The following is a 21353-nucleotide window of genomic DNA, read 5'->3' as shown; positions in this document are numbered from 1 at the left end:
CCCGAGTGGGCGCCAGGTCTGGGAAGGAAGTCGTCGCGGAACGTGGGGGACGTTTGCGCAGGCTCTACGTGACTGTGCACTGTTCCATATCAAACAGCCGTGAAGCGATGGCGATTTGTTTGTGACAGCGCGTCATCAGTTCAGAACGCAACGTTGGGTGCGCATCGGGCACCCTGCTTCACCTGGTCGCATGGCCTCACCAGGCTGCGCTTGACCAATATCAGTCCGAGGTCTTGACCATGCCTGCGCGTAGCGCAGCAATCGAATCAAGCGATTCGCCCGCGTGGAAGATGTACTCACCGGCGTGGAACGGGCCGACATGGTCAACCAGCACATGCAGCTCCCCCAGCGCGGCCTTGTCGTAGCCCTGCGATGTGCAGGCCTCTGAAAACGCACAGGTGCTGAAGAAATGCGGGGCGTCGCCATCATCGGCGGCGGCCGGGTTCATGCCACCGCTGTTCACTGGCCGCCCACCGCGACGTGCAGTTGCAACGTGGTGCCGTCATCCAGATACAGCGGGAACTGCAGCCCCGGCGTGCCAGCGGCCAGCCCCTGCACCGCCTCGCGCGGCAGCACCAGCCTGCAGTAGGTGCCCCCGTCCAGCAGCACCGCCTGGTCGCCCCCATGCAGAGACAGGGCCGTACCCCAGCCCCCGTTGCCCCCGAACCGGGTCATGTTCTCGACGGTCTCGCCGGCCAGCAGCTGGCCCAGCTCGGCCTCGTCCAGGCCCACCTGCATATGCTGTTCCTGCAGCAGGACCTTCATGCGGCAGGCTCCAGCAAGCGGGACATGGCCAGGGGAACAGCAGGGACGTGGAACATGGAATCAAGCACCAGACAGCATTCGTGGCCGCCATTAAACCGCACTCCGCCGTTGTAGAGTCGAGCTTGCTCGACTGCACCACGCCGCCCCCATCGCCACATCCGTCCGCCGATCGTCTGCGAGATGGACGACGGCTGGGATGCGCTGACGCCTGACATGCTGGCCCGCCACGCCCATGCGTACCGCGGCACCCATGGCTGCGACAATGCCCTGCCGTCGATGCGCGCGGTGTTCGTGGCCACGGGCCCCTCCTTCGAGTCGGGCAGGACCGTTGAGGGCTTCAACAACGTGGATGTCTACCCACTGCTGGCCCGCCTGCTGAACGTGCCAGCGGCCGCCAACGACGGCGACCCGGACACGTTTAACGCGGTGCTGCGCTGAGGCATCGAGGCCCGGCACGTACCGGGGCCACACGCCCGATGCGCTCTGCAATACTGGTCGGCACGCCACTCGCAAGGACGCTGGGGATGCCGGCACAGGAACACACCCGCCTGCTGACTGCAGCGGCGAGATCCGCACTGCGCCCGTTGGTCTGCGTGCAGAAAGGCCGCTCGCGTACTTGGCTTGACGACCACGGCTGGTGGGTCGGGGTGATCGAGTTCCAGCCCTCGGGATGGAGCACGGGCAGCCATCTCAATGTCGGCGCGTGCTGGCTCTGGGAAGAGAAGGATTTCCTGTCCTTCGATGCGGGCTACCGCATCGCCCCGTTCCAGCCCTTCACCGATACCGCCGAATTTACCGTGGCCGCACAGGCACTGGCCGAGCAGGCGGCCGCCGAGGTGCTGGCCCTGCGTGACCGCTTCCCCACCCCGGGACAGGTAGGTGCGTTGATGAGCCGCCCCCCCCAACCGGGCATCCGGGAGCACATGCATGCCGGCATAACCGCCGGGCTGGCGGGCGCGTACGACAAGGCTCGCCGGCACTTGGCCCTGGCTGCTGAGGAAAGCCACACAGCGCCATGGGTCGATGTTCTGAAGAGAAACTGTGCCGAGCTCACGTCACGGCTGCAACCCGGCGGCGACTTCGAGGCAGAGATCGCCGCCATCGTGACGCGCACCCGCTGCGCGGTCGGTCTGCCGGAGTGGCGGTCGTCACCCCTCATTCCTCCCGGTTGATCACACCGATTCGCCCCTTCGTCGCACACAGGTGTTCCGTGAGCCGGAACCGGGCTACCGTGCGGATCAACCCGCACAGGACTGCACCGACCCATGCACCGCTGGCTTCTGCTCGCCCTCGCCACCCTGCCCTTCACCGCCGGCGCCATCGTCATCCGAAGCGATATGGACGACAGCGCCTACCGCGTTCCGGCCTCCGCCTTCCCGGCCCTGGCCGACATGCCCGGAGAGGGCCACGGCGTGCTCATCGCGCCGCGCTGGGTAGTGACCGCCGCACACGCCGCGCCGATGGATGGAATGGAGGCCGGGGTGCAGATCAACGGCCAGGTCTACCGCGTCGAACGCGTGGTCGTGCATCCCGGGTACCGGCGCATGCCCGATGCATTGGGCCAGGCGGCACTGGCCTCGGGCAATCCAGGCCCGATCCACGCCTTGCTCGCTGCCTCCGATGACATTGCCTTGATCCAGCTGGCCACGCCGGTCAGCGACGTTGCGCCGGTTCGGCTCTATCGCGGGCAGGACGAAGCCGGCAGGATCGCCACCCTGATCGGCAAGGGCGCGACCGGTACCGGCCTGACCGGGCTGCTGCCAGGTGCGCCTCACCGGGGGCAGCTGCGCCGCGCGGAGAACGCGGTCACCGGCGGCAACGACCGCTTTCTCTGGTATCGCTTCGATGGCCCGGGCACCGGTCTGCCGCTGGAAGGCGTCATCGGCGGCGGCGACAGCGGCGGCCCGCTAATGATCCGCGACCAGCAAGGCTGGCAGCTGATCGGGCTCGGTTCGTGGATTACGGCCGTACCCGAGCACGCGCTGGAAGCCGGGTATTACGGGCAGGTGGTGCACAACGTGCGCATCTCGCGCTATGCCGGTTGGATCGACAGCGTGATCAGCAGCCCCCTTCCGTGGATACCCTGAAAGCCGCATGCTGTGTGCCAGGCATCGTTGCCGATGCGTCGGCTGCCCGCCCACAGTATGCAACGGTATCCTCCCAGGACGACGCGCATGGACGAACGCTCAACGGAACACGTTGCTCCCCGGCCGGGGCACCTGCCTCACTCGATCGGCAACGCACTTGCGTTGCTCATCGGTGGCTGCATCGCGTTGATGGGACTGGCCATGATCGCCATCGCCGTCTTCGGGCAGACGGGCCCGGGCCGAACCGGCGCGGGCGTCACGGGTGCTGGCTTCCTTTTGCTTTCAGCGCCCCTGATCGCGCTGCCGTTCTCACGGTCGCTGGCAAAGAGGCTGCTCCTGCTTGTGCTGGTCGCGCTGGCCGCGTTTGCCGGCTGGCTGTGCTTCTGGCCACAGGCAGGGGCAACGCCCTCGCCCGCAGCGCAGGCGGCCGTCGTGGTTTTTGCGACCCTGCTGGCAGTGCGCATGTACCTGGGCAGACGCAGGCGCAGGCGCGACGCCGACGCTGGTCGCGGCTCGCTGTAGAGCCGAGCCATGCTCGGCTGCGTTTCGCTCGGCTGATCCGAAGCGCCGCATGCTAGATTGGCGCCGGTGCCACGAGGCACATGAGGATTAGATGCCATGGATGACCGCAGCACCTGCCCGCTGATGCGCGGGCGCTTCCCCGCCGCACGCTTCCCACGGACGGCCACCCTGCTGCTGTATGCAGGCCTGCTGGCCGGCGGACATGCCGGTGCGCAGGCAACCGCGCACGCGGAGGACGTCAAGGCCATCGAACAGGTGCTGGAAACCTTCCGCACCGCGCTGGTCAACAAGGACAAGCCCACCTACATGAGCCTGTTCTTCTCGGACAAGCCCGAGGACATCGGCTGGCAGTTCGTTTCCGAGGACGTGCGCCTGCAGGACATCCGCAGGACCAAGCCCGACGCGATCAAGGCGCGGCAGATTCCCTCGAACAATTTCATCTCGCTCATCGACAACGCGGTGGCCTCGTCCACGCCGAAGGAAGAGGTTTTCTCCAACCCCAGGATCGAAACCGATGGCGACGCCGCCTCGCTGACCTTCGATTACACGTTTCTGTCCGATGGCGTAAGGCAGAACTGGGGCAAGGAGATGTGGCAGCTGATCCGCACCGAACAGGGCTGGAAGATCTTCTCGGTGATCTATTCGGTGCGTGACGAGCGCAGCCCGGCCGCAGAGTGAGGCGCGCATTGCCCATGCCAACGAACCCACCAGGAGCACAGCGATGAAAGGTATGTTCTCCCGCCTGATGGCACTCCTGCGCGACGACGCACCGACGCCGCGCTATGGCACCGAAGGTGGCGCCGACGATGAGGACGTCATCGCCGCATCCGGACTCGGCAGCGCCCACAAGGCAGCGCTTGCCGACCTGGTCGCGCTGCTGGCTGCACGGCTTGGCAGCGAGCGTGGGGCGGCAATGGCCACACGGGCCGTGCAGACCATCGAACCCCACAGCGACGCGGCGATGGCATTCGCCAACGGAACCAATCTGGAAGTGGATGACCTGCTTTCCATTTACGTGGATTGGAAAGGCGACGCGGAGGTGGAATGGCAGGCCAACCGCATCTTCGAGACCCTGGATCTGCCTGACCGCTGGCAATGGCGCCCCGCGCGCGAGCACGCCAGCCCACGGGCCGCATTCCAGGCGCTGGAAGATTGGCTGGCGCCACGCGGCTACCGCGTCTGGCATGTGATGACCGACGGCGACGACGTGCTTGCGTTCCCGGTGCTGCTGGAACATGCCGACCTGGCCCGGCAGCTGGCCGACAAGGCAGGATTCGGCGTATTCGCTCTGCAGGACGCCGACCCGTACTACGGACCGGCCGACTGAAAGCCGCTTCGACGGGGCTGGCTACGGCGAAGCTTCTGTAGAGCCGAGCCATGCTCGGCTGCGGTCTGCGCGAACCAGTCGAGCATGGCTCGACTCTACAAGATCAAAGCAGCCGAGCACGGCTCGGCTCTACAACAGCGGAGCCGTCGGGCATAGCTGGACCTTACCGGCGCGAGCTTTCCAGCTGAGTGGTCAACAACCGAGTCAGGTTCCGGCGCGCGAAATACCCCTGCAGCTGCGCGGCCTTGATGGTCCTGGCCTTCAGCTTCGGCGCGCCATCGTCACCGTATGCAATGCGATAGCAGCGCGACGCACCGCAGAGCTCGGCCTGGCTTGCGGTGACGATCACCACGGTGATCTCCAGGCTGGTGAAGGCGTTGCCGGTCTTGATGTCCGGGTTCTCGGTGCCGGCGCGATCAATCAGCGTGCGGAACCTGCCCAGGTCGCGCTCGCCGCCGCTGCTGAGCGGGCCGACATTGGTGGCACGGCGGATGTCCTCGTCTTCGCTGGGAGTGCCCTTGCTCCAGTGCTCGGTACGCTCGGGGATGACCGCGCGCACGACCTTGCCGTCGGGCTCGATGAGGTCGATCACCACGTCCAGCAGGTACACCGGCTCGAGGCCGAGGTTGGTCACGAAACAGTGCGCGTCCAAGTTGCGGCCTGCACCGGAGGTGATGAGGATCGAAGGACGCTGCTGGCGGCGGTAGCTGCGCAGGAAGAAGTTGAGGTACACCACCCAGATCAGCGCGGTCACGCAGGTCATCACCGCGGTCAGCAGCGGTGCGAAATGGAGCAGGTTCTGCAGCATCCTCGGTGCAACTCATGGGCGTGGGGTGGCCCATGGTCGCGGTTGCGGCGCTTGTGGGTTGTGAAGTGGTCGGCGTGCAGGAGTCGCGCGGGCATCCACGCATGGGGTGGATGCCCGCGGCGCTAGCTCACTGCGTCAGCGCGTAATCCAGGCCCGCGCATACCGCCGCCACCTGGGCGTCGTTGCATTCCTGCGGGTTGGTGCGCGGGCTGTCCGGGTAGACCTCGGTGGTGGTGGCATAGCGCGCGTCGGTGAAACCGGCGCATGCACCGATCGAACGCGACTCGCCCCAGACCACGCCCGGCGACTGCAGCGGCAGGCCCACCAGATTGCCCTCGGCGTCGGCCGGGGCGATGTGGGTGATCGGCGCAACGGCCTCGATCAGCGCCTTCTGGAAGCCGTGCTGCGGGTCTTCGCTGTTGCCGATCACGTAGAACCCATCGGGGATGGTGTCACGCTGGAATGGCTTGCCGTCGCGGGCGCAGCGCGCCGGGTCGAACTCGTGCAGGTCGCTGTCGGTGGTCTCGTGCAGGTCCAGGTGCACGCGGATGTCGGCCTTGCGTTCGGCCACCCAGCGCATCAGCGAGGCGGCTTCCTCGATCAGGCCGCCGTCACGGAAGCTGCGGTTCGGGTCGATCGCATCCGGGTTCCAGCGCTGGATGCGCTCGTAGCCCCAAGGGCTGACGCATGGCGCCACGATCAGGTTCATCCGGCCCAGGTAGCGCCCGGCCTGAGCTTCGAGGAACTGCAGGGCGCCATGCACGCCGCTGGTCTCGTAGCCATGGACGCCGCCAGTGACCAGGGCGGTCGGCAGCGCCGGGTTCCAGTCGTGGTTGACCACGGCAAACAGCGGGTAGTGGTCCGGTGCATAGTCGAGCTGGCCGTACTGGATCACATCGAAACCGTCGTCCAGGCGCTCCAGAGCGGCCACCACATCATCGTGGTAGCTGCGCTGGCGCTGCTGGGCGGCCCGCCACTGTGCGCGTTCAGCATCGCCCCAGGGCTGGCCGGGGGTACCGATGGGATAGAACGGCGCGAGGGTCATTCAGGAGCTCCAGAAGGTCCAGTTGCGGTAGTGCAGCCGACCATTCTAAGCCGTCTGCCCGCCCCGGCCGACACCCTCCCCTGCCTTGCCCGCCACGGGCCGCCCGCCCCCTTCATCCAGAGGCGGTCATCTGGTTGTAAAATCAACGGTTTTTGGCCCTTGGCTACTTGATGGCGAACGCCGCGCAGCCGGTCCTGGGTGGACCGGAGTTCCTCCGCCTGCTTGCCCGTCTCAGCGACGGTGCGATGCCGGCCAGCAGTCCCGCCCTGACCGATCGCCTCGGCCAGTGGGTGGACTGGAGCCGTGCCGTGGCCCTGTCCGGGGCGCTGGACGGCCGCCTGCCGGAACCGGGCGAGGCCGCCGAAGCGGTGGAGGACCTGCTGGCCGACTGCGCCCAGGCCGAGTCCAGCCTGCTGGCCTCGATCCGCGAGGATGCCGAGGCCGAGCGCCTGCTGGACCTGGCCGAGGCCGCCGCGCAGGCCAACTTCGCCTCGCTGCGCCAGCGCTACCGCGTGCTGCAGCAGGCCATCCAGACCGTTACCGGCCGCCTGCGTGGCCGCCTGCGCGACCAGCTGGTGCAGGCCTCGCCGGACCTGGCGCGGCTGGCCGAGGTCGATGCGGTGATGGAACAGACCCTGACCCCGCGCGAGCACAGCCTGCTGGCCACCGCGCCGACGGTGCTGGCCGCCCGTTTCGAACGCGTGCACGGCCAGCCCGGATGGCGCGCGTCCTTCCGCAATGACATGCGCAATCTGCTGCTGGCCGAGCTTGAACTGCGCTTCCACCCGATCCATGGGCTGCTTGCAGCCCTGCGCTCCCACTGACCGGAACACCATGTCCAGAACTGCATTCCATGTCGTTGTTTTCCTTGTCGGCCTGCTGGCCGTGTGCTGGATCGGCATCGGCTACGTCGCGGTGCACCCGCTGGGCGCAGCGGTGGCGGCAATCATCGCGGCCTGCTACATCGCCGGCGGCGTGGAGCTGTACCGCTATCGCCAGGCCAGCCACGGGCTGCGTACCGCACTGAACGACCTGGGCACGGCGAAGGACGCCCTGGCGCCGTGGCTGGAGCGCGTGCCGGTGGCCCTGCGCAATGCCGTGCGCCTGCGCGTGGAAGGCGAGCGCATCGCCCTGCCCGGCCCGGTGCTGACCCCGTACCTGGTCGGCCTGCTGGTGCTGCTGGGCATGCTCGGCACCCTGCTGGGCATGATGGATACGCTGCGCGGCACCGGCCTTGCGCTGCAGAGCGCCACCGACATGGCCGCCATCCGCGGCTCGCTGGCCTCGCCGGTGCAGGGCCTGGCCGTGGCCTTCGGCACCTCGATTGCCGGTGTCGCCAGCTCGGCGATGCTCGGCCTGTTGTCCGCGCTGCTGCGCCGCGACCGCCTGCAGGTGGTGCAGCAGCTGGACCGCGCCATCGCCGGCGAACTGCACCCGTATTCGCAGGCCTGGCAGCGCGCCGAGTCGCTGCGCCTGCTGCAGGCCCAGTCGGCCGCCCTGCCCGCATTGGTGGACCGCCTGCAGGCGATGACCAGTGCCTTTGAACAGCACAGCACGGCCGCCAACGAGCGCCTGCTGACCGGCCAGTCCGAGTTCCTCACCCACAGCCAGGCATTGCAGGAACGGCTGGCGGTCTCGCTGCAGCAGTCGCTGCGCGAAGGCGCCGAGGCCAGTGCCGCCGCCATTGCCGGCGCGCTGCAGCCCATGGCGGAAACCACGCTGGCAGGGTTGGCCAACCACGGCCAAGCGTTGCATGCGCGCGTCGAAAGCGCCGTGCAGCAGCAGCTGGCCGGCCTCAGCGAAGGCTTCGAGCGCAGCCGCGTGGCCACCGAAGCGAGCTGGGCCAGGATCATCACCGAGCAGACCCAGGCACAGCAGGCACTGGTGGCCGATCTGCGCCAGCACCTGCAGGCCTTCAGTGAGGGACAGGGCGCGCAGGCCGAGACGGTGCTCGCACGCATCGGCGAGCGTCTGCAGGCCGACGCCGCTGGCAACACCGAAGCGTGGCGTGCCGCCGCCGAACAGCAGCAGGCCGTGAACGCCGCGCTGGTCGAGCGCCAGCAGCAGGCACTGCAGGCGGTCGGCGCGCAGCTGGACACCCAGGCACAGGTCCTGCTGCAGGCACTGGACGAGCGCCATGCCGCGGGCCAGTTGCTGCTGCAGGATCACGAGGCGCAGCGTTCGCAGGACTGGCAGGCCGCACAGGCCGCTGCCGCCATCGCACATGCCGAACTGCAGGCGGGCCTGGATGCACGCGAGCAGCAGCGCCAGGCGCGCTGGGATGCGGTGGCTGCCGAACTGCAGCAGGCACACGTCGCCCTGCAGACCCAGTTGCAGGCCGGCGACGAACAGCGCCTGCAGCAGTGGAGCACGGCACTCGACGCCATCGCGCAGGGCCTGGCCGAACGCCAGCAGCGGGTCTGCGAAACCCTGGCCAACACCGCGCAGCAGATCGGCGAGAACGGCCGCGTGCAGGCCAGCGCCACTCTGGCCGAAGTCTCCACCCTGCTGCAGACCGCCGCCGACGCCCCCAAGGCTGCGGCCGAGGTCATCAACGAACTGCGCAGCACCCTCTCCGAGAGCCTGGTGCGCGACAACAAGATGCTGGAGGAACGCGGCCACCTGCTGGCCACCGTGCAGACCCTGCTGGAAGCAATCAACCACGCCTCGCACGAACAGCGCAGCGCCGTGGACGCACTGGTGGGCGGCTCGGCCGAGCTGCTGGAACGCGTCGGCAGCCGCTTCACCGACCACATCGCTGCCGAGACCGGCAAGCTCGACGGCATCGCCGAGCACCTCAGCGGCAGCGCAACTGAGGTCAGCCAGCTGGCTGGCACCTTTGGCGCCGCGGTCGAGCAGTTCGGCGCGGCCTCCATCGAACTGTCCGGGCGCCTGGAACAGATCGGCGGCGCACTGGACGCTTCGCTGGCCCGAAGCGATGAGCAGCTGGCCTACTACGTGGCGCAGGCGCGCGAGGTGGTCGACCTCAGCCTGCTGTCGCAGAAGCAGGTGATGGAAGAACTGCAGCAGCTGGCCACGCGCCGTGGCAAGGCCGGCAGCGCATGAGTGACGAACTGGAGGTCGACGGCGGCTCGCACGCCCCGATCTGGGCCGCATTCGGCGACCTGATGTCGGTGCTGCTGGGCGCCTTCGTCCTGATCCTGGTCGGCGTGGTGGCGGTGCAGCTGGAACTGTCGCAGCGGCTGGACCAGGAAGTGAAGCAGCGCCAGGCCGAAGCCAAGCGACTGCAGACGCTGGAACAGGCGCTGGCCGGCCCCCTGGCTGCCGGCCGGGTGACCCTGGTTGATGGCCGCATCGGCATCAGCGGCAGCGTGCTGTTCGCGCTCAACTCGGACCAGCTGCAGCCGGAAGGCCAGGATCTGCTGCGCAGCCTGGCCGCGCCGCTGGCGGCGTACCTGGGATCGCGCGAAGAGATCCTGATGGTCAGCGGCTTCACCGATGACGCGCCGATCCGCGATGGCAACCGCCGCTTCGCCGACAACTGGGAGCTGTCCGCGCAGCGTTCGCTGACGGTGACCCGCACGCTGATTGCCGATGGCGTTCCGGCCGATGCGGTGTTTGCCGCCGCGTTCGGTAGCGAGCAGCCGGTCAGTTCCAATGCCGATGAAGCCGGCCGCGCGCGCAACCGCCGCGTGGAGATCGCACCGATTCCCAAGCCGAAGGCCGCTGATGGCACGTAAGCCGCAGTCGCCGCGTGAAGGCCTGCGCGCATTGGTGCGCGATCTGGATGCCGGATCGCGCAGCCTGGCGCATTACCCGCAGCTGCCGATGCTGGACCAGGTGCGCCGCGAGTGGAGCGCGCTGCGCAGTGAAGTGCAGGTGCGCCGGTCACTGCGTGCCGAGGCTCCGGCCGATGGCGGCCCGTTGAATTCCGCCGTGCTGGTGCAGCGCATGCTGGACACGATGCAGGCCACCAGCCCCGGCTACCTGCGGCACTTCATCGATTACATCGATACGCTGTCCTGGTTGCAGGCGTTGCAGGATGGCGCAGCCAGCGCCGCGGACACCGCCAAGCCCAAGCGCACGCGCAAGCCGCGCAGCGCGGGCTGAGCCCCCCTGTAGAGCCGAGCCCACGCTCGGCTTCATCCAAATGCAGCCGAGCATGGGCTCGGCTCTGCAGTTCATCACTAAACGTCAGATGACAATGTCACCAGACAAGCGATGGACACCCTGCCCGCGCTGGACCCGCAGCACCCGAAGGACGCCCGGCTGCTGATCGGCAACGACAACGATTTCATCGCCCGCCACTGCCGCATGCAGGGCGGAACCTGCGACAGCCCGTACGACAACGACAACTGCGTTCTGGTGCACCGCCTCACCCTCCCGTAAGACATCGCCGGGCATGGCCCGGCGCTACCGGACATCCGTTGTAGAGCCGAGCCCATGCTCGGCTGCGACGGCGGCACGAAAAGGCAGCCGAACGTAGGCTCGGCTCTACAACATCGCGAGCGTTCGAGGCATCCGATCCACAGCAGGTCAGCCGCGGAGGGTGGCACCGCCGTCTACGTAGATGTCGCTCATCGTTACGTGGCCGGCCTGGTCGGAGAGCAGGAACATCACCGATTGGGCGATGTCCTCCGGGGTGGCCAGCTTGCGCAGCGGGATGCCGGCCTTGTAGGTGTCCAGGTTGCCTGCAATCACCCGCTCGGCACCGTGCGGGTCGTCCCACATGCCGGTCTGCATCGGGGTCAGGGTGGAACCGGGGGCGACGATGTTGCAGCGGATGCCCAATGGCGCCAGCTCCAGCCCGAGGCAGCGGGTGAACATGGTGGCTGCGGCTTTCGATGCTGCGTAGGCGGCCATTCCATGCCGCGGCACGCCGGCCGCATTGGAACTGACGGTGACGATCGCTCCCTGGCGCCGCGGTGACATCACCCGCGCCAGCGCGCGGCCGACATGGAACACGCCATCGGCATTGACGGCGAACACGCGTCGCCAGTCCTCATCGCTGGTGCTGGCCACCTCACCCACGTGCAGCACGCCGGCCACGCTGGCGGCCAGCGCAATCGGGCCAACCGTCGCCTCGACATCCTCCACGAGGGCGTCCACCGCCGCGCTGTCGGTCACGTCCAGCGCAATCGCCTGCACGCGTGCATCGTCCACCCCAGGACACTCACGATCCGTCGCCACTACCGTGCATCCCGCATCGGCCAGCAGCCGCACCAGCGCTGCACCGATGCCACCGGCCGCGCCGGTCACCAGCGCCACGCGCCCTTCAAACCCGGTCAACTGCATTCCGCGATCTCCTGTTGTTCATCCCACTGCCGCAGCCGTGTCGACAGCCACGGCGCCAGCTGTGCCACCGCATCGCGGCCGGTCAGTTCGGCGTGCAGGAACGGCAGTTCCAGCGCCTGCACCTTGCGCGCATGCGCCATCCACAGCGCCGACTGCAGCTGCGGTCGTGCCTGGTGGTCACGGCCCGCACGAACATGTACCAGCGTGCCGTCATACGGGCGATGGTGGTGCTCGCGGATCAAGCGATTGGTCCCAGTGACGGCACGCACCACCCCGTCCAGCACCACGTCCGGCAGGCTGCCCAGCGCACTTCCACCACGCCGCAGGAAGGCGAGGATGCGCTCGCGGCTGTCCAGTTCCGGGTGGGCATCAGGATCATGGCCGGCGATGGCCAGCAGCGCGCGCAGCGCCGCGATGGCATCGGGTTCCGGCTCGGCCCGCCAGCATTCACTGGGATAGGCATCCAAAAGCACCAGCTCACCCACTTCGCGGCCGATCTCGTGCAGGCGCACCGCCATGGCCTGGGCCAGGATGCCGCCCACCGACCAGCCCAGCAGATGCACCGGTCCCTGCGGTTGCAGCTCGGCGATGCGGCGCACGTAGTCGTTGGCCATTACCTCGATGCTGGACGGCATCGCCTGCTGCGGGTCCAGCGCCGGCGACTGCAGGCCGTATACGGTGCGCGCCGGCTGCAGCGCGCGTGCCAGCGTGCGGTAGTTCCAGGCAATGCCACCGGCCGGATGCACCACGAACAGCGGCGGCGCGGCACTTTCCGCCGTGGCCAACGCAATCACCGGCCCCAGCGCGTGGTCGGCCAGCGCCGGTGGCTCGGCGATGCGTGCGGCCAGCGCGGCGACGGTCGGCTGCGCAAACAGTGCGCCCAGACCAAGATCACAGCGCCAGCGCTGTTCGATGGCCAGCAGCAGGTGCACGGCCGACAGTGAATCGCCTCCCAGGCTGAAGAAGTCCGCGTCCACGGCCACCGGCAACTCCCGGCCCAGCGCACGTGAGAACAGCTCTGCCAGCTCCCGTTCCAGAGGCGTACGCGGCGAAAGCCCGACGACGTCCTGCTGCGGCGGCTTCGGTAACGCCGTGCGGTCCAGCTTGCCGTTGGCCGTTACCGGCCAGTGGTCCACGCCGACGAAGGCCGAGGGCAGCATGTAATCCGGAACGCGCGTAGCGAGATGGCTGCGCAGCATCGCAACATCCGCGCACGACGAAGGCACGTACGCCACCAGCCGCGCATCGCCCGGCGCGTCGTGGCGCAGCAGCACTTGCACCCGGTCCATGCCCGGCAGTTCGCGCAGCGCGGCCTCGATCTCGCCCAGCTCGATGCGCAGCCCACGCAGCTTGACCTGGTGGTCGCTGCGGCCCAGGTAGTCCACCGCGCCATCGGCACGCCAGCGTGCGACGTCGCCGGTGCGGTAGATGCGCTCCCCGGGCAGGAAGGGATCGGCCAGGAAGCGCTCGGCGGTCAGTTCATCGCGACCCAGGTAGCCACGCGCGAGCTGCACGCCGCCCAGGTACAGGTCACCCGGCACGCCGACCGGCAGCGGCTGCATGCGCGCATCCAGCACATACAGGCGGGTATTCCACACCGGGAAACCGATCGGTACCGGTCGTGAGCGATCCTCGGCCGACGCCGGCCACCAGCTCACATCGACCGCGGCCTCGGTCGGTCCGTACAGGTTGTGCAGTTCCGCCTGCAGCCTGCCATGGAAGCGGTCACGCAGCGTGGCGTCCAGCGCCTCGCCACTGGTGAACACCCGCCGCAGCTGCAGGCCCTGCGATGCCGGCGCGGCGAGGAAGGCGTCGAGCATGGACGGCACGAAATGCGCGGTCGTGATCTCGTGGCTGCGGATCAGCCGCGCCAGCTCGGTCGGGTCGCGATGCGCCTCCGGTCCGGCCAGCACCAGGGTCGCGCCACACAGCAGCGGCAGGAAGAACTCCCAGACCGACACGTCGAACGTGGCCGGGGTCTTCTGCAGCACGCGGTCATCGGCGGTGAACCTGTAGTGCTCGCGCATCCACAGCAGGCGGTTGACGATGGCGCGGTGTTCGATGACCACGCCCTTGGGTTCACCGGTCGAGCCGGAGGTGTAGATGACATAGGCCGCATCGTCCGGCAATGGCGGGGCCCACGGCGCGGCGAAACTCAGTGCGGTCCACTGCATGGGCGCCAGCACCGGCACCTCGCCCAGCCGCGCCTGTACCTCGGCCTCGGCCAGCACGCAGGTCGGTCGTGCCGAGGCGAGGATGCGCGCCAGCCGTTCATCGGGGTGGGCAAGATCCAGCGGCAGGTAGGCGGCGCCGGCACGCAGCACTGCCACCAGCGCGATCACCAGCTCCAGCGAGCGCGGCAACGCCACCGCGACCACGCTGCCCGGGCCGACGCCCAGCGCGCGCAGCTGGGCCGCCAGCGCGAAACTGCGCGCTTCCAATGCCCCGTGGTCCAGTCCGGTGTCACCGAACACCAGCGCCGTTGCCTGCGGATCACGATCCATGCCCTGCTGCAGCAGCTCCACCAGGGTGGTGTCGGGCAGCGCATGGGCGGTGGCGTTGAAACCGTGCACCGTGCGCTGCGCCTCCTCGGGTGTGGCCAGCGGCACGTCGGCCATATCGGCCGCCTGCAGCGCGGCCGCCACGAAATGCAGCAACCGCGTGGCATGGGCCTGCACGCCGGCGCGGCTGTACAACGCGGGATTGGCCTCGATCTCCAGGTCCAGCAGGGTCTGGCCGTCGCCACGGAAGCCCAGGGTCAGGTCATCCACCGGGCCGGTGCACAGCACCTCCAGCGTGGCCGCAACGCCGGGCAGCGCCAGCGGCCTGTAGAACGGCTGCACATTCACAAGCGGGCCGTGCAGGCGCTGCTGCGCACCGACAAGGCCGAGGTCACGACGCAGCTGTTCGCCACGGTAGCGCCCGTGCTTGCGGCCCTGGCTCAATTGCCGACCGATGCCGCGCACAACGTCTTCGACGCTGCCCTCAGCCGCTGCGACTCGCAGCGGCAGCACGTTCATCACCATGGCCGGCACCCGCGCCGAGGCATTGCCCAGGCGCCCCATGTAGGGCACGCCCAGCACGACTTCGTTGGCCGCGCTCATCCGCCGCAGGTACTCGGCCGACAGCGCGGCCAGCACGTCCGGCCACGGCTGCAGCCAACGCACCGCAGTCTGCAGCAGCAGATCGCGGAAGGATGCATCGAGCGGCTGCACGAAACGCAGCGCGTCATCGCTGGCCGCTACCGTCCCGGCCAGCCCCGCACCCGCGGGCGCACCCTGCAGCTGCTCGCGCCACCACTGGCCCGCCAGGCCGCGACGGGAATCTGCACGATAGGCGGCATCATCGGCCAGCACGCCGGCCAGCGCTGGCAATGGCTCGCCATCGCGTCCCGCATACAGCGCACACACGCGATCACTGAACACCGCCATGCCATAGCCATCGGCGGCCAGGTGGTGCACGCGCAGGTACCAGACCCAGCGCTGCCCGCCGAGATCGAACAGCACCTGCTGGCTGATCCGGTCGCGGCTGGGATCCACCGGCGCCAGGCGCTCGGCCCGCATCGCGGCACGCACCACCGCAGCGGGGTCAGCCTCGGAAGAGACATCGTGCAGTGACAACAGTGGCACATGGGCAGCGTCGTGCCACTGCAGCGGCTGGCCGTCCTCTCCCTCGGAAAAACGCAGCGCAAACGCCTGTGCCTCGGCCGCCGCCTGGTCGGCTGCGGCCACGAACGCGTCGACGTCCAGCGCACCCTCGATCCACACGGCGTGGGCCGTATTGAACGCGGGATTGTCCGGCGCAAGGCGCTGGGCGAACCACAGGCCCGACTGCGCCTCGGTCAGCGCCACCGGCGTGGCCAGCCCTGCGGCGGTCATGCCCGCTGCGCCGCCTGCAGCGTCTGCACCACCGCCCACCACTGGCGCAGCGTGCTGTGCTCGGCCAACTGCGAGAACTCCAGCGGCAGGCCAGTGTTGCTCCAGGCCAGGACCAGGCCGAGCATGCGCATCGAATCCAGGTCCAGGTCGATCAGGTTGTCGTCGTCGCCGATGTCGGCCGGCGCACAGTCGAGCACGCGCGCCACGTCGGCCCGCATGCGTTCAAGGTCCAGCAGGTCGTTCGTCGTGGTCATCACAGCGCCTCCAGCAGCTGATCGGTGGTCATCGGCACGCCACTGGTGCGTGCGATCCAGTGCAGGGCCTGGTCATGGTCGGCGCGCGAGAAGTCGGCCACCGCATCAGCGGCGATGAAGGCTTCGATGTCGCGCTGGAAGGCTTCGGCCACCGTAGCCGTGCAGCCGATATGCGCATAGACGCCGGTCACCAGCAGCTGGTCCCGGCCGCGCACGCGCATCAGGGTTTCCAGGTTGCTGCGCTGGAAGGCGCTGTAACGATGCTTGACCAGCACGTGCTCACCCGCCTGCGGCGCAAGTGCATCGATGATCGGTTCGTGCTCTTCGCCGCGGCGCATGCCCGGGCCCCACAGGTCAGCCTGCAGGCCGCGGTCACGCCGGTCCTGGTCGCCATGCTGGGCGGTGTAGAACACTGGGATATCGTGTGCCCGGCAATGCGCCAGCAGGCGCGCGATGTTGGCCACCGCCGGCTGCAGCGGCTCGGCACCGGCGTCGAACGCCGCCAGGAAATAGCGCTGCATGTCATGCACCAGCAACGCGATGCGATCACGCTGCGGGCGCCACGGGCCGCGCGGGGCCGGCAGTTCGGCGGCAGTCGGCAAGGGGTATGCGGTAATGCGGGGCAGCGCCATCAGCGCGTTCCTCCTGTCTGTTGCAGATGACGCGCACGCAGCTGTGCGCGCAGTTCACGGCGGCTGATCTTGCCGACCGCCGTGGTATCGAAACTGTCCACGAACACCACCTGGTCGGGCACCTTGAATGCGGCAAGGCCGCGGCCGCGCATCCAGGCCTTCAGCGCGGGACCCTTGATCGGCTCGCCCTGCTGGATGACGAAGGCGCAGCTGCGCTCGCCCAGGTAGTCATCGGGAATGGACACCACCGCCGCGTCGAACACGGCGGGATGGGCCAGCAGGTGGTCCTCGATCTCCTCGGCGGAGATCTTCTCGCCGGCGCGGTTGATGTGATCACCCGCCCGGCCCTGCACCACCAGGTAGCCGCCCGGCAGCTGCTGCACGCGGTCACCGGTGCGATAGAAGCCGTCGTCGGTGAAGGCGCGCGCGTTGGCCACCGCATCGTTGTGGTAAGCGCCGATGGTGTACGGGCCGCGGGTCAGCAGATGCCCCACCTCGCCTTCGGCCACGGGCTGGTCACGGTCATCGACCACGCGCACCTCGTCATCCGGGCTGATCGGCCGGCCCTGGCAGGCCACGATCAATTCTTCAGGGTCATCCAGCCGCGTGTAGTTCACCAGGCCCTCGGCCATGCCGAACACCTGCTGCAGGGTGCAGCGCAGGCCGTCGATCACCCGCCGCGCGGCTTCCGGCACCAGCTTCGCACCGCCAACCTGCAGCACCTGCAGGCTGGACAGGTCGTGCTTGCTGGTCGCCGCCGCCTGCGCCCACAGCAGGGCCAGCGGCGGCACCAGGCCGCAGCAGGTCACCCGTTCGCGGGCGATCAGCGGGAATGCGGCGTCCGGGCCTGGGCCCGGGCTGAGCACCACGCGCGCGCCGGCATACAGCGCGCCGAAGAAGCCCGGCGAACTCATCGGGAAGTTGTGCGCCGCCGGCAGCGCGACCAGGTAGACGCTGTCGCGGTTGATGCCGCAGATCGGGTTGCTGGCACGGAACGAATAGATGTAGTCGTCGTGGGTGCGCGGGATCAGCTTGGACAGCCCGGTGCTGCCACCGGAAATCTGCAGGAAGGCCACCGACTGCGGATCCGGATCAGGCGGCAATGCGCTGCGGTCGCCCCGCAGCGTATCCAATGCAATGAACCCGTCCGCCTCACCATCGATGACCACATGCGCGATGGCGGGCGCTTCGGCCTGCAACGCACGCGCCAGTCCGCGGTGGTCGAAGTTCTCATGCACACCGGTGGTGATGTAGGCACTGGCTTCGGCCTTGCGCGCGAAGTGCACCAGTTCGGTGAGGCGATGCGCCGGCAGCACGTATACCGGCACCAGGCCGGCCCGGAACAGCCCGCACACCGTGGTGATGAAGCCGGCGGTATTGCCCAGCTGCACCAGCACGCGGTCACCCGGCTGCAGGCCCTGGCCCAGCAGGCCAGCGCCGATGCGGCCGGCCTCGTGCCACAGCTGCGCATAGCTCAGGCGCACGTCACCGGCCACCACCGCGATCTCGTCGGCGTACTGCTCTGCCCGCTCACGCAGGAAGGCCGGGAAGGTCTCGCTGCGCCAGTGGCCGGCGGCGCGGTAGCGTGCGACCCGATCCTCGGGCCAGACCTGCTGCAGCGGCAGACGCGGGGAGACAGCGTTGTTCATGGCATGGGCTCGATCAGGGGCGCCGGGTCATGCACACCCAGAGCGTTCAACAAGGCAGTGAATTTCGCGCCGGTCTCGGCCGCTTCGGCCTCCGGCTGCGAGTCGGCAACGATGCCGGCACCGGCGAACAGCCGCAGCTGCGTGCCCTGCAGGCGTGCGCAGCGGATCGCCACGTACCAGTCGCCGTCGCCCTGCGCGTCCAGCCAGCCGACCGCACCGGCATAGAAGCCGCGCGGCACCGGTTCCAGCTCGCGGATGCGCTGCAGTGCAGCTTGGCGTGGCGTCCCGCAGACCGCAGGCGTCGGGTGCAGTTCGGCCAGCAGCGTGGCGGCCGGCGTCGAGGGTTCCTTCAGGGTGGCATGGATGCGCGTGCCGAGGTGCCACATGCTGGCCGTGGCGTGCAGCACCGGCTGAGCCTGCGCTTCGACGCGGCTGCACCACGGCGCCAGGCCATCGACGATGGCCTCGACCACGTGGCGGTGTTCGTCATGGTCCTTGCGCGAGGCCAGCAGCGCCTGTGCGACGCGCTGGTCCTCAGCAGGATCACTGCTGCGACGGGCGGAGCCAGCCAACGGATGCGACAGTACCTGCGCGCCGCGCTTGCGCAGCAGCAGTTCCGGCGTTGCGCCGACCAGCCATGCTGGCGCCTGGCCCGGCTCGACCGGGAGCGGCACGGCGTAGGTCGCCACCGAGGGATCGGCGCCGAGGCGTGCCAGCAGCCTGTCCGGCGCCACGGGAAGATCGGTGTGGGCCAACAGGCTGCGCGCCAGCACCACCTTGTGCAGGCTGGCATCGGGCACACGCATCGCCTGCACGGCAGTGGCCACGGCCGCCGCATAGTGCTGCGCCGTAGGCTGCGGCTGCAGCGCGCCGCGCAGGGCCGGCGCGGCGACATGCTGCGGTCGCAGGCCAGGCAGCAAGCGCTCGGGCTGGTACAGCGCATCGTCCGCACGCGGCTCAAACGGCACGGCGCCTACCAGCAGACCCGGGCCACCGCGCTGCTGCGCGAAGAAGGCATCCACCCGCTCGGCCAGGCTGGCCAGCGCGCCGGTCGGCAGGCTGGCGCGGCAACCGCGCGCGTGCAGCTGCTGGTCAGCGTGCTGCAGCAGGAACAGCGCGGCTTCGTCGGCGTGGTGGGCAGGCGGCGGCGCTGCCTCCGGCCACGCGCCCTGCATCAGCGAATCGTTCATGCGGTCTCCTTTGCGGGATGGACCATGGCCAGGCCGCACAGCAGCAACAGCAGCACGCCCACCAGCAGATACGGCAGGCTTGCGCCCGCGCGGTACAACACCGTGCCCAGCATCGGGCCGGCGACCATGCCCAGCCCCTGCGCGGCGGCAACGGTACCGGCAGCCGCGCCCTGTTCGTGGGGCTGCACCGCATCGGCGGCCAACGCCTGGAACGAGGGGAAGACAAAGCCCATGCCGAACGCCGCAAACGCATACGCCGCCGGCAACTGCCACGGCTGCTGCACGGCGGCGACCGAAGCGAAGCCGAGCCCGGCGATCAGCGCACCGATCATGATCCAGCGGCGCGGATGCACCTCCAGCTTCATCACCAGCATCTGCGCCAGGATCAGGCCGACGCCTACCGCTGTGAGGGCGATGCCGGCCATGCGCGCGCCGGCCGCGGCATCAAGTGCGAAGCGATCAATGGCGAAGAAGCCCACGGTGACCTGGGCGATGGTCACCGAGACCATGCCGAGGAAGGCCGCCAGCTGCGGCAGGCGCAGGCGGGCATCCAACCGCGACATCACTGCCCGGGCACGCGCCTGTGCAGCGGCTACCGGCGGCGTGGCCGGCAGGCGCCAGGCGATCAATGCCAGCGACACCAGCGGCAGCAGTGCGGCCACGTACAGCGCCATCGGAAGATTGCGATACGCCAGCCAGCCGGCCGCGGCCGGGCCCAGCACCATGCCCAGCGCATTGGCGCTGCCCAGCCTCGCCATGAACTGCGCACGCTGGCCGGTGGGGGCCTGGTCGGCGATGAGGGCGGCGGCGGTGGGTGGGACGGCCGCATAGAACAGGCCGATCAAGCCGCGTGCACCCACCAGCACCAGCACCGACACCAGCACCGGCGGCACCACCTGCAGGGCAACATCGATGAACACCGCCAGGCCAACGTAGATGACGGTGTAGGCGGCCATGGCCAGCAGCAGCACGCGCTTGCGGCCGATACGGTCACTCAGCCGGCCCCAGGGGCGCGCGGCCAGCATCCACAGCACGCCGGCGGCGGTGACGGAGAGGCCGGCGTGCCATTCGGACAGGCCGAGCAGGCGCACCACCGGCCCGATCACCGCCACGAACGACATCATCGCCATGGTGCCGATCAGGGCGGCAAGGACCAGGGCCGGCAGACCGGCGACGACGGGACGTGCATGCATGGAACACCAGCCGTTTCGAAGAAGGTGCCGACCCCGGCAGGGTTGATGGCATCCTTAAATGATAACGTCTCGTATTTGCATTTGATACCCATTCGCTTGAACTCCTGGGCAACGCAGCGTCTCAGCGGGGGCTGCGCAGCTCCAGCAGGCCGCGACGGCGGAACCACCACTCCAGCGGTAGGGTCACCAGCGGCGGGATGGCCGCCAGCAGCGCCAGCGCACTGGCCCACCACGGCCAACGCAGGCGGATGGCGGCGAACAGGGTAACCGCGACATAGACCATGAAGGCCACGCCATGCAGCGGGCCGAACGCTTTAACCAAGGCAACGTTTGCGTAAGGGCCGTACTTCAGCCACATGCCGATCAGCAGGCCAGCCCAGGTCAGCGCTTCGATGAGGGCGACCACGGCGAACAGCCGTCCGGTCGGATGCATGGGGTTAGGTCGGGTCACGCGCGGCTCCGGCAACAAAATCAAACGCGAATGATACGCAGATGCACGCGCCCTGTAGAGTCGAGCCGTGCTCGACGGCTTTTCGCCTTTGCTTCTCGAAGCGTCGAGCTTGCTCGACGGCTTTTCGCCTTTGCTTCTCGTAGCGTCGAGCTTGCTCGACGGCTTTTCGCTCTTGATTCTCGTAGCGTCGAGCTTGCTCGACGGCTTTTCGCTCTTGATTCTCGTAGCGTCGAGCTTGCTCGACGGCTTTTCGCTCTTGATTCTCGTAGCGTCGAGCTTGCTCGACGGCTTTTCGC

The 21353-nt window shown here is 68.7% G+C and carries 21 protein-coding genes and 2 pseudogenes; 11 read left to right on the top strand and 12 right to left on the bottom strand.

The features are described from left to right. Positions 1 to 229: 229 nt before the first annotated feature. Positions 230 to 448, bottom strand: a pseudogene (locus tag FJU31_RS17660) (transcriptional regulator); the annotation flags it as partial. Between the two features lie 11 nt (positions 449 to 459). After that, positions 460 to 765: a hypothetical protein gene (locus tag FJU31_RS17655; RefSeq protein WP_150455897.1), complete on the bottom strand. Its 306-nt coding sequence runs from the start codon at positions 763 to 765 to the stop codon at positions 460 to 462. Positions 766 to 927: 162 nt separating this feature from the next. Between FJU31_RS17655 and FJU31_RS17650 the strand changes: the two are divergent. The 6 genes and pseudogenes from FJU31_RS17650 to FJU31_RS17625 form a co-directional block, all read left to right on the top strand. Next, a pseudogene (locus tag FJU31_RS17650) lies at positions 928 to 1203 on the top strand (alkaline phosphatase family protein); the annotation flags it as partial. Positions 1204 to 1289: 86 nt separating this feature from the next. Beyond that, positions 1290 to 1937: a hypothetical protein gene (locus tag FJU31_RS17645; protein WP_246161434.1), complete on the top strand. Its 648-nt coding sequence runs from the start codon at positions 1290 to 1292 to the stop codon at positions 1935 to 1937. A 93-nt stretch (positions 1938 to 2030) separates the two neighbouring features. Then, on the top strand, positions 2031 to 2852 hold the full coding sequence (locus FJU31_RS17640) for a trypsin-like serine protease (protein ID WP_150455895.1): 822 nt from the start codon (positions 2031 to 2033) through the stop codon (positions 2850 to 2852). A gap of 87 nt (positions 2853 to 2939) precedes the next feature. Beyond that, entirely contained in the window at positions 2940 to 3374 is a 435-nt protein-coding gene (locus FJU31_RS17635; RefSeq protein WP_150455894.1) for a hypothetical protein, read from the top strand. Positions 3375 to 3470: 96 nt separating this feature from the next. Then, complete coding sequence (locus FJU31_RS17630) at positions 3471 to 4052, top strand: nuclear transport factor 2 family protein (RefSeq protein WP_246161433.1); 582 nt, start codon at positions 3471 to 3473, stop codon at positions 4050 to 4052. A 43-nt stretch (positions 4053 to 4095) separates the two neighbouring features. Continuing rightward, the gene (locus FJU31_RS17625) at positions 4096 to 4701 is read left to right on the top strand and encodes a DUF6630 family protein (protein WP_150455893.1); all 606 of its coding nucleotides are present in this window, start codon (positions 4096 to 4098) and stop codon (positions 4699 to 4701) included. Between the two features lie 163 nt (positions 4702 to 4864). Here the strand turns inward: FJU31_RS17625 and FJU31_RS17620 are convergent, their stop codons facing one another. Both FJU31_RS17620 and FJU31_RS17615 read right to left on the bottom strand, forming a co-directional pair. Then, positions 4865 to 5509 (bottom strand): hypothetical protein, encoded by a 645-nt coding sequence (locus FJU31_RS17620; RefSeq protein ID WP_150455892.1) that lies wholly within the window; start codon positions 5507 to 5509, stop codon positions 4865 to 4867. 127 nt (positions 5510 to 5636) lie between these two features. After that, positions 5637 to 6554: a M14 family metallopeptidase gene (locus tag FJU31_RS17615; RefSeq protein ID WP_150455891.1), complete on the bottom strand. Its 918-nt coding sequence runs from the start codon at positions 6552 to 6554 to the stop codon at positions 5637 to 5639. Positions 6555 to 6724: 170 nt separating this feature from the next. On the opposite strand from FJU31_RS17615, the gene FJU31_RS17610 reads away from it, so the two are divergent. The 5 genes from FJU31_RS17610 (at position 6725) to FJU31_RS17590 (ending at position 10904) form a co-directional block, all read left to right on the top strand. Next, entirely contained in the window at positions 6725 to 7378 is a 654-nt protein-coding gene (locus FJU31_RS17610; protein ID WP_150455890.1) for a DUF3348 family protein, read from the top strand. 10 nt (positions 7379 to 7388) lie between these two features. Then, positions 7389 to 9620: a DUF802 domain-containing protein gene (locus tag FJU31_RS17605; RefSeq protein WP_150455889.1), complete on the top strand. Its 2232-nt coding sequence runs from the start codon at positions 7389 to 7391 to the stop codon at positions 9618 to 9620. Continuing rightward, positions 9617 to 10255: an OmpA family protein gene (locus tag FJU31_RS17600; protein ID WP_150455888.1), complete on the top strand. Its 639-nt coding sequence runs from the start codon at positions 9617 to 9619 to the stop codon at positions 10253 to 10255. The genes FJU31_RS17605 and FJU31_RS17600 overlap by 4 nt, the downstream gene beginning before the upstream one ends. After that, positions 10245 to 10625, top strand: coding sequence for a DUF2894 domain-containing protein (locus FJU31_RS17595; RefSeq protein ID WP_150455887.1), 381 nt, complete (start codon positions 10245 to 10247; stop codon positions 10623 to 10625). Before FJU31_RS17600 ends, FJU31_RS17595 begins: the two co-directional genes overlap by 11 nt. Positions 10626 to 10736: 111 nt before the next feature. Continuing rightward, positions 10737 to 10904, top strand: a complete 168-nt coding sequence (locus FJU31_RS17590) for a hypothetical protein (protein ID WP_246161432.1) — start codon at positions 10737 to 10739, stop codon at positions 10902 to 10904. 147 nt (positions 10905 to 11051) lie between these two features. Here FJU31_RS17590 and FJU31_RS17585 read toward each other — a convergent pair whose 3' ends face one another. From FJU31_RS17585 to FJU31_RS17550, 8 genes are all read right to left on the bottom strand, one after another. Then, the gene (locus FJU31_RS17585) at positions 11052 to 11810 is read right to left on the bottom strand and encodes a 2,3-dihydro-2,3-dihydroxybenzoate dehydrogenase (RefSeq protein WP_150455886.1); all 759 of its coding nucleotides are present in this window, start codon (positions 11808 to 11810) and stop codon (positions 11052 to 11054) included. Then, the gene (locus tag FJU31_RS17580) at positions 11801 to 15688 is read right to left on the bottom strand and encodes a non-ribosomal peptide synthetase (protein ID WP_150455885.1); all 3888 of its coding nucleotides are present in this window, start codon (positions 15686 to 15688) and stop codon (positions 11801 to 11803) included. Before FJU31_RS17580 ends, FJU31_RS17585 begins: the two co-directional genes overlap by 10 nt. Then, a complete protein-coding gene (locus FJU31_RS17575; protein ID WP_150455884.1) occupies positions 15685 to 15942 on the bottom strand; it encodes a phosphopantetheine-binding protein in 258 nt (85 codons plus the stop codon). Before FJU31_RS17575 ends, FJU31_RS17580 begins: the two co-directional genes overlap by 4 nt. Then, positions 15942 to 16574 carry an isochorismatase family protein gene (locus tag FJU31_RS17570; protein WP_150455883.1) on the bottom strand — a complete coding sequence of 211 codons (633 nt, stop codon included), beginning with the start codon at positions 16572 to 16574 and terminating at the stop codon, positions 15942 to 15944. The genes FJU31_RS17575 and FJU31_RS17570 overlap by 1 nt, the downstream gene beginning before the upstream one ends. Then, entirely contained in the window at positions 16574 to 18223 is a 1650-nt protein-coding gene (locus FJU31_RS17565) for a (2,3-dihydroxybenzoyl)adenylate synthase (RefSeq protein ID WP_150455882.1), read from the bottom strand. The genes FJU31_RS17570 and FJU31_RS17565 overlap by 1 nt, the downstream gene beginning before the upstream one ends. Then, positions 18220 to 19413, bottom strand: coding sequence for an isochorismate synthase (locus tag FJU31_RS17560; protein WP_150455881.1), 1194 nt, complete (start codon positions 19411 to 19413; stop codon positions 18220 to 18222). Before FJU31_RS17560 ends, FJU31_RS17565 begins: the two co-directional genes overlap by 4 nt. Then, positions 19410 to 20606, bottom strand: a complete 1197-nt coding sequence (locus FJU31_RS17555) for an MFS transporter (protein WP_150455880.1) — start codon at positions 20604 to 20606, stop codon at positions 19410 to 19412. Before FJU31_RS17555 ends, FJU31_RS17560 begins: the two co-directional genes overlap by 4 nt. A gap of 121 nt (positions 20607 to 20727) precedes the next feature. Next, a complete protein-coding gene (locus tag FJU31_RS17550; RefSeq protein ID WP_150455908.1) occupies positions 20728 to 21039 on the bottom strand; it encodes a DUF3817 domain-containing protein in 312 nt (103 codons plus the stop codon). Positions 21040 to 21353 lie beyond the last annotated feature (314 nt).

Source organism: Stenotrophomonas cyclobalanopsidis (assembly GCF_008710035.1).
Taxonomy (GTDB): Bacteria; Pseudomonadota; Gammaproteobacteria; order Xanthomonadales; family Xanthomonadaceae; genus Stenotrophomonas; species Stenotrophomonas cyclobalanopsidis.
Note: the sequence above shows the minus strand (reverse complement) of the source record. Positions and strands in the feature narration are given on the sequence as shown.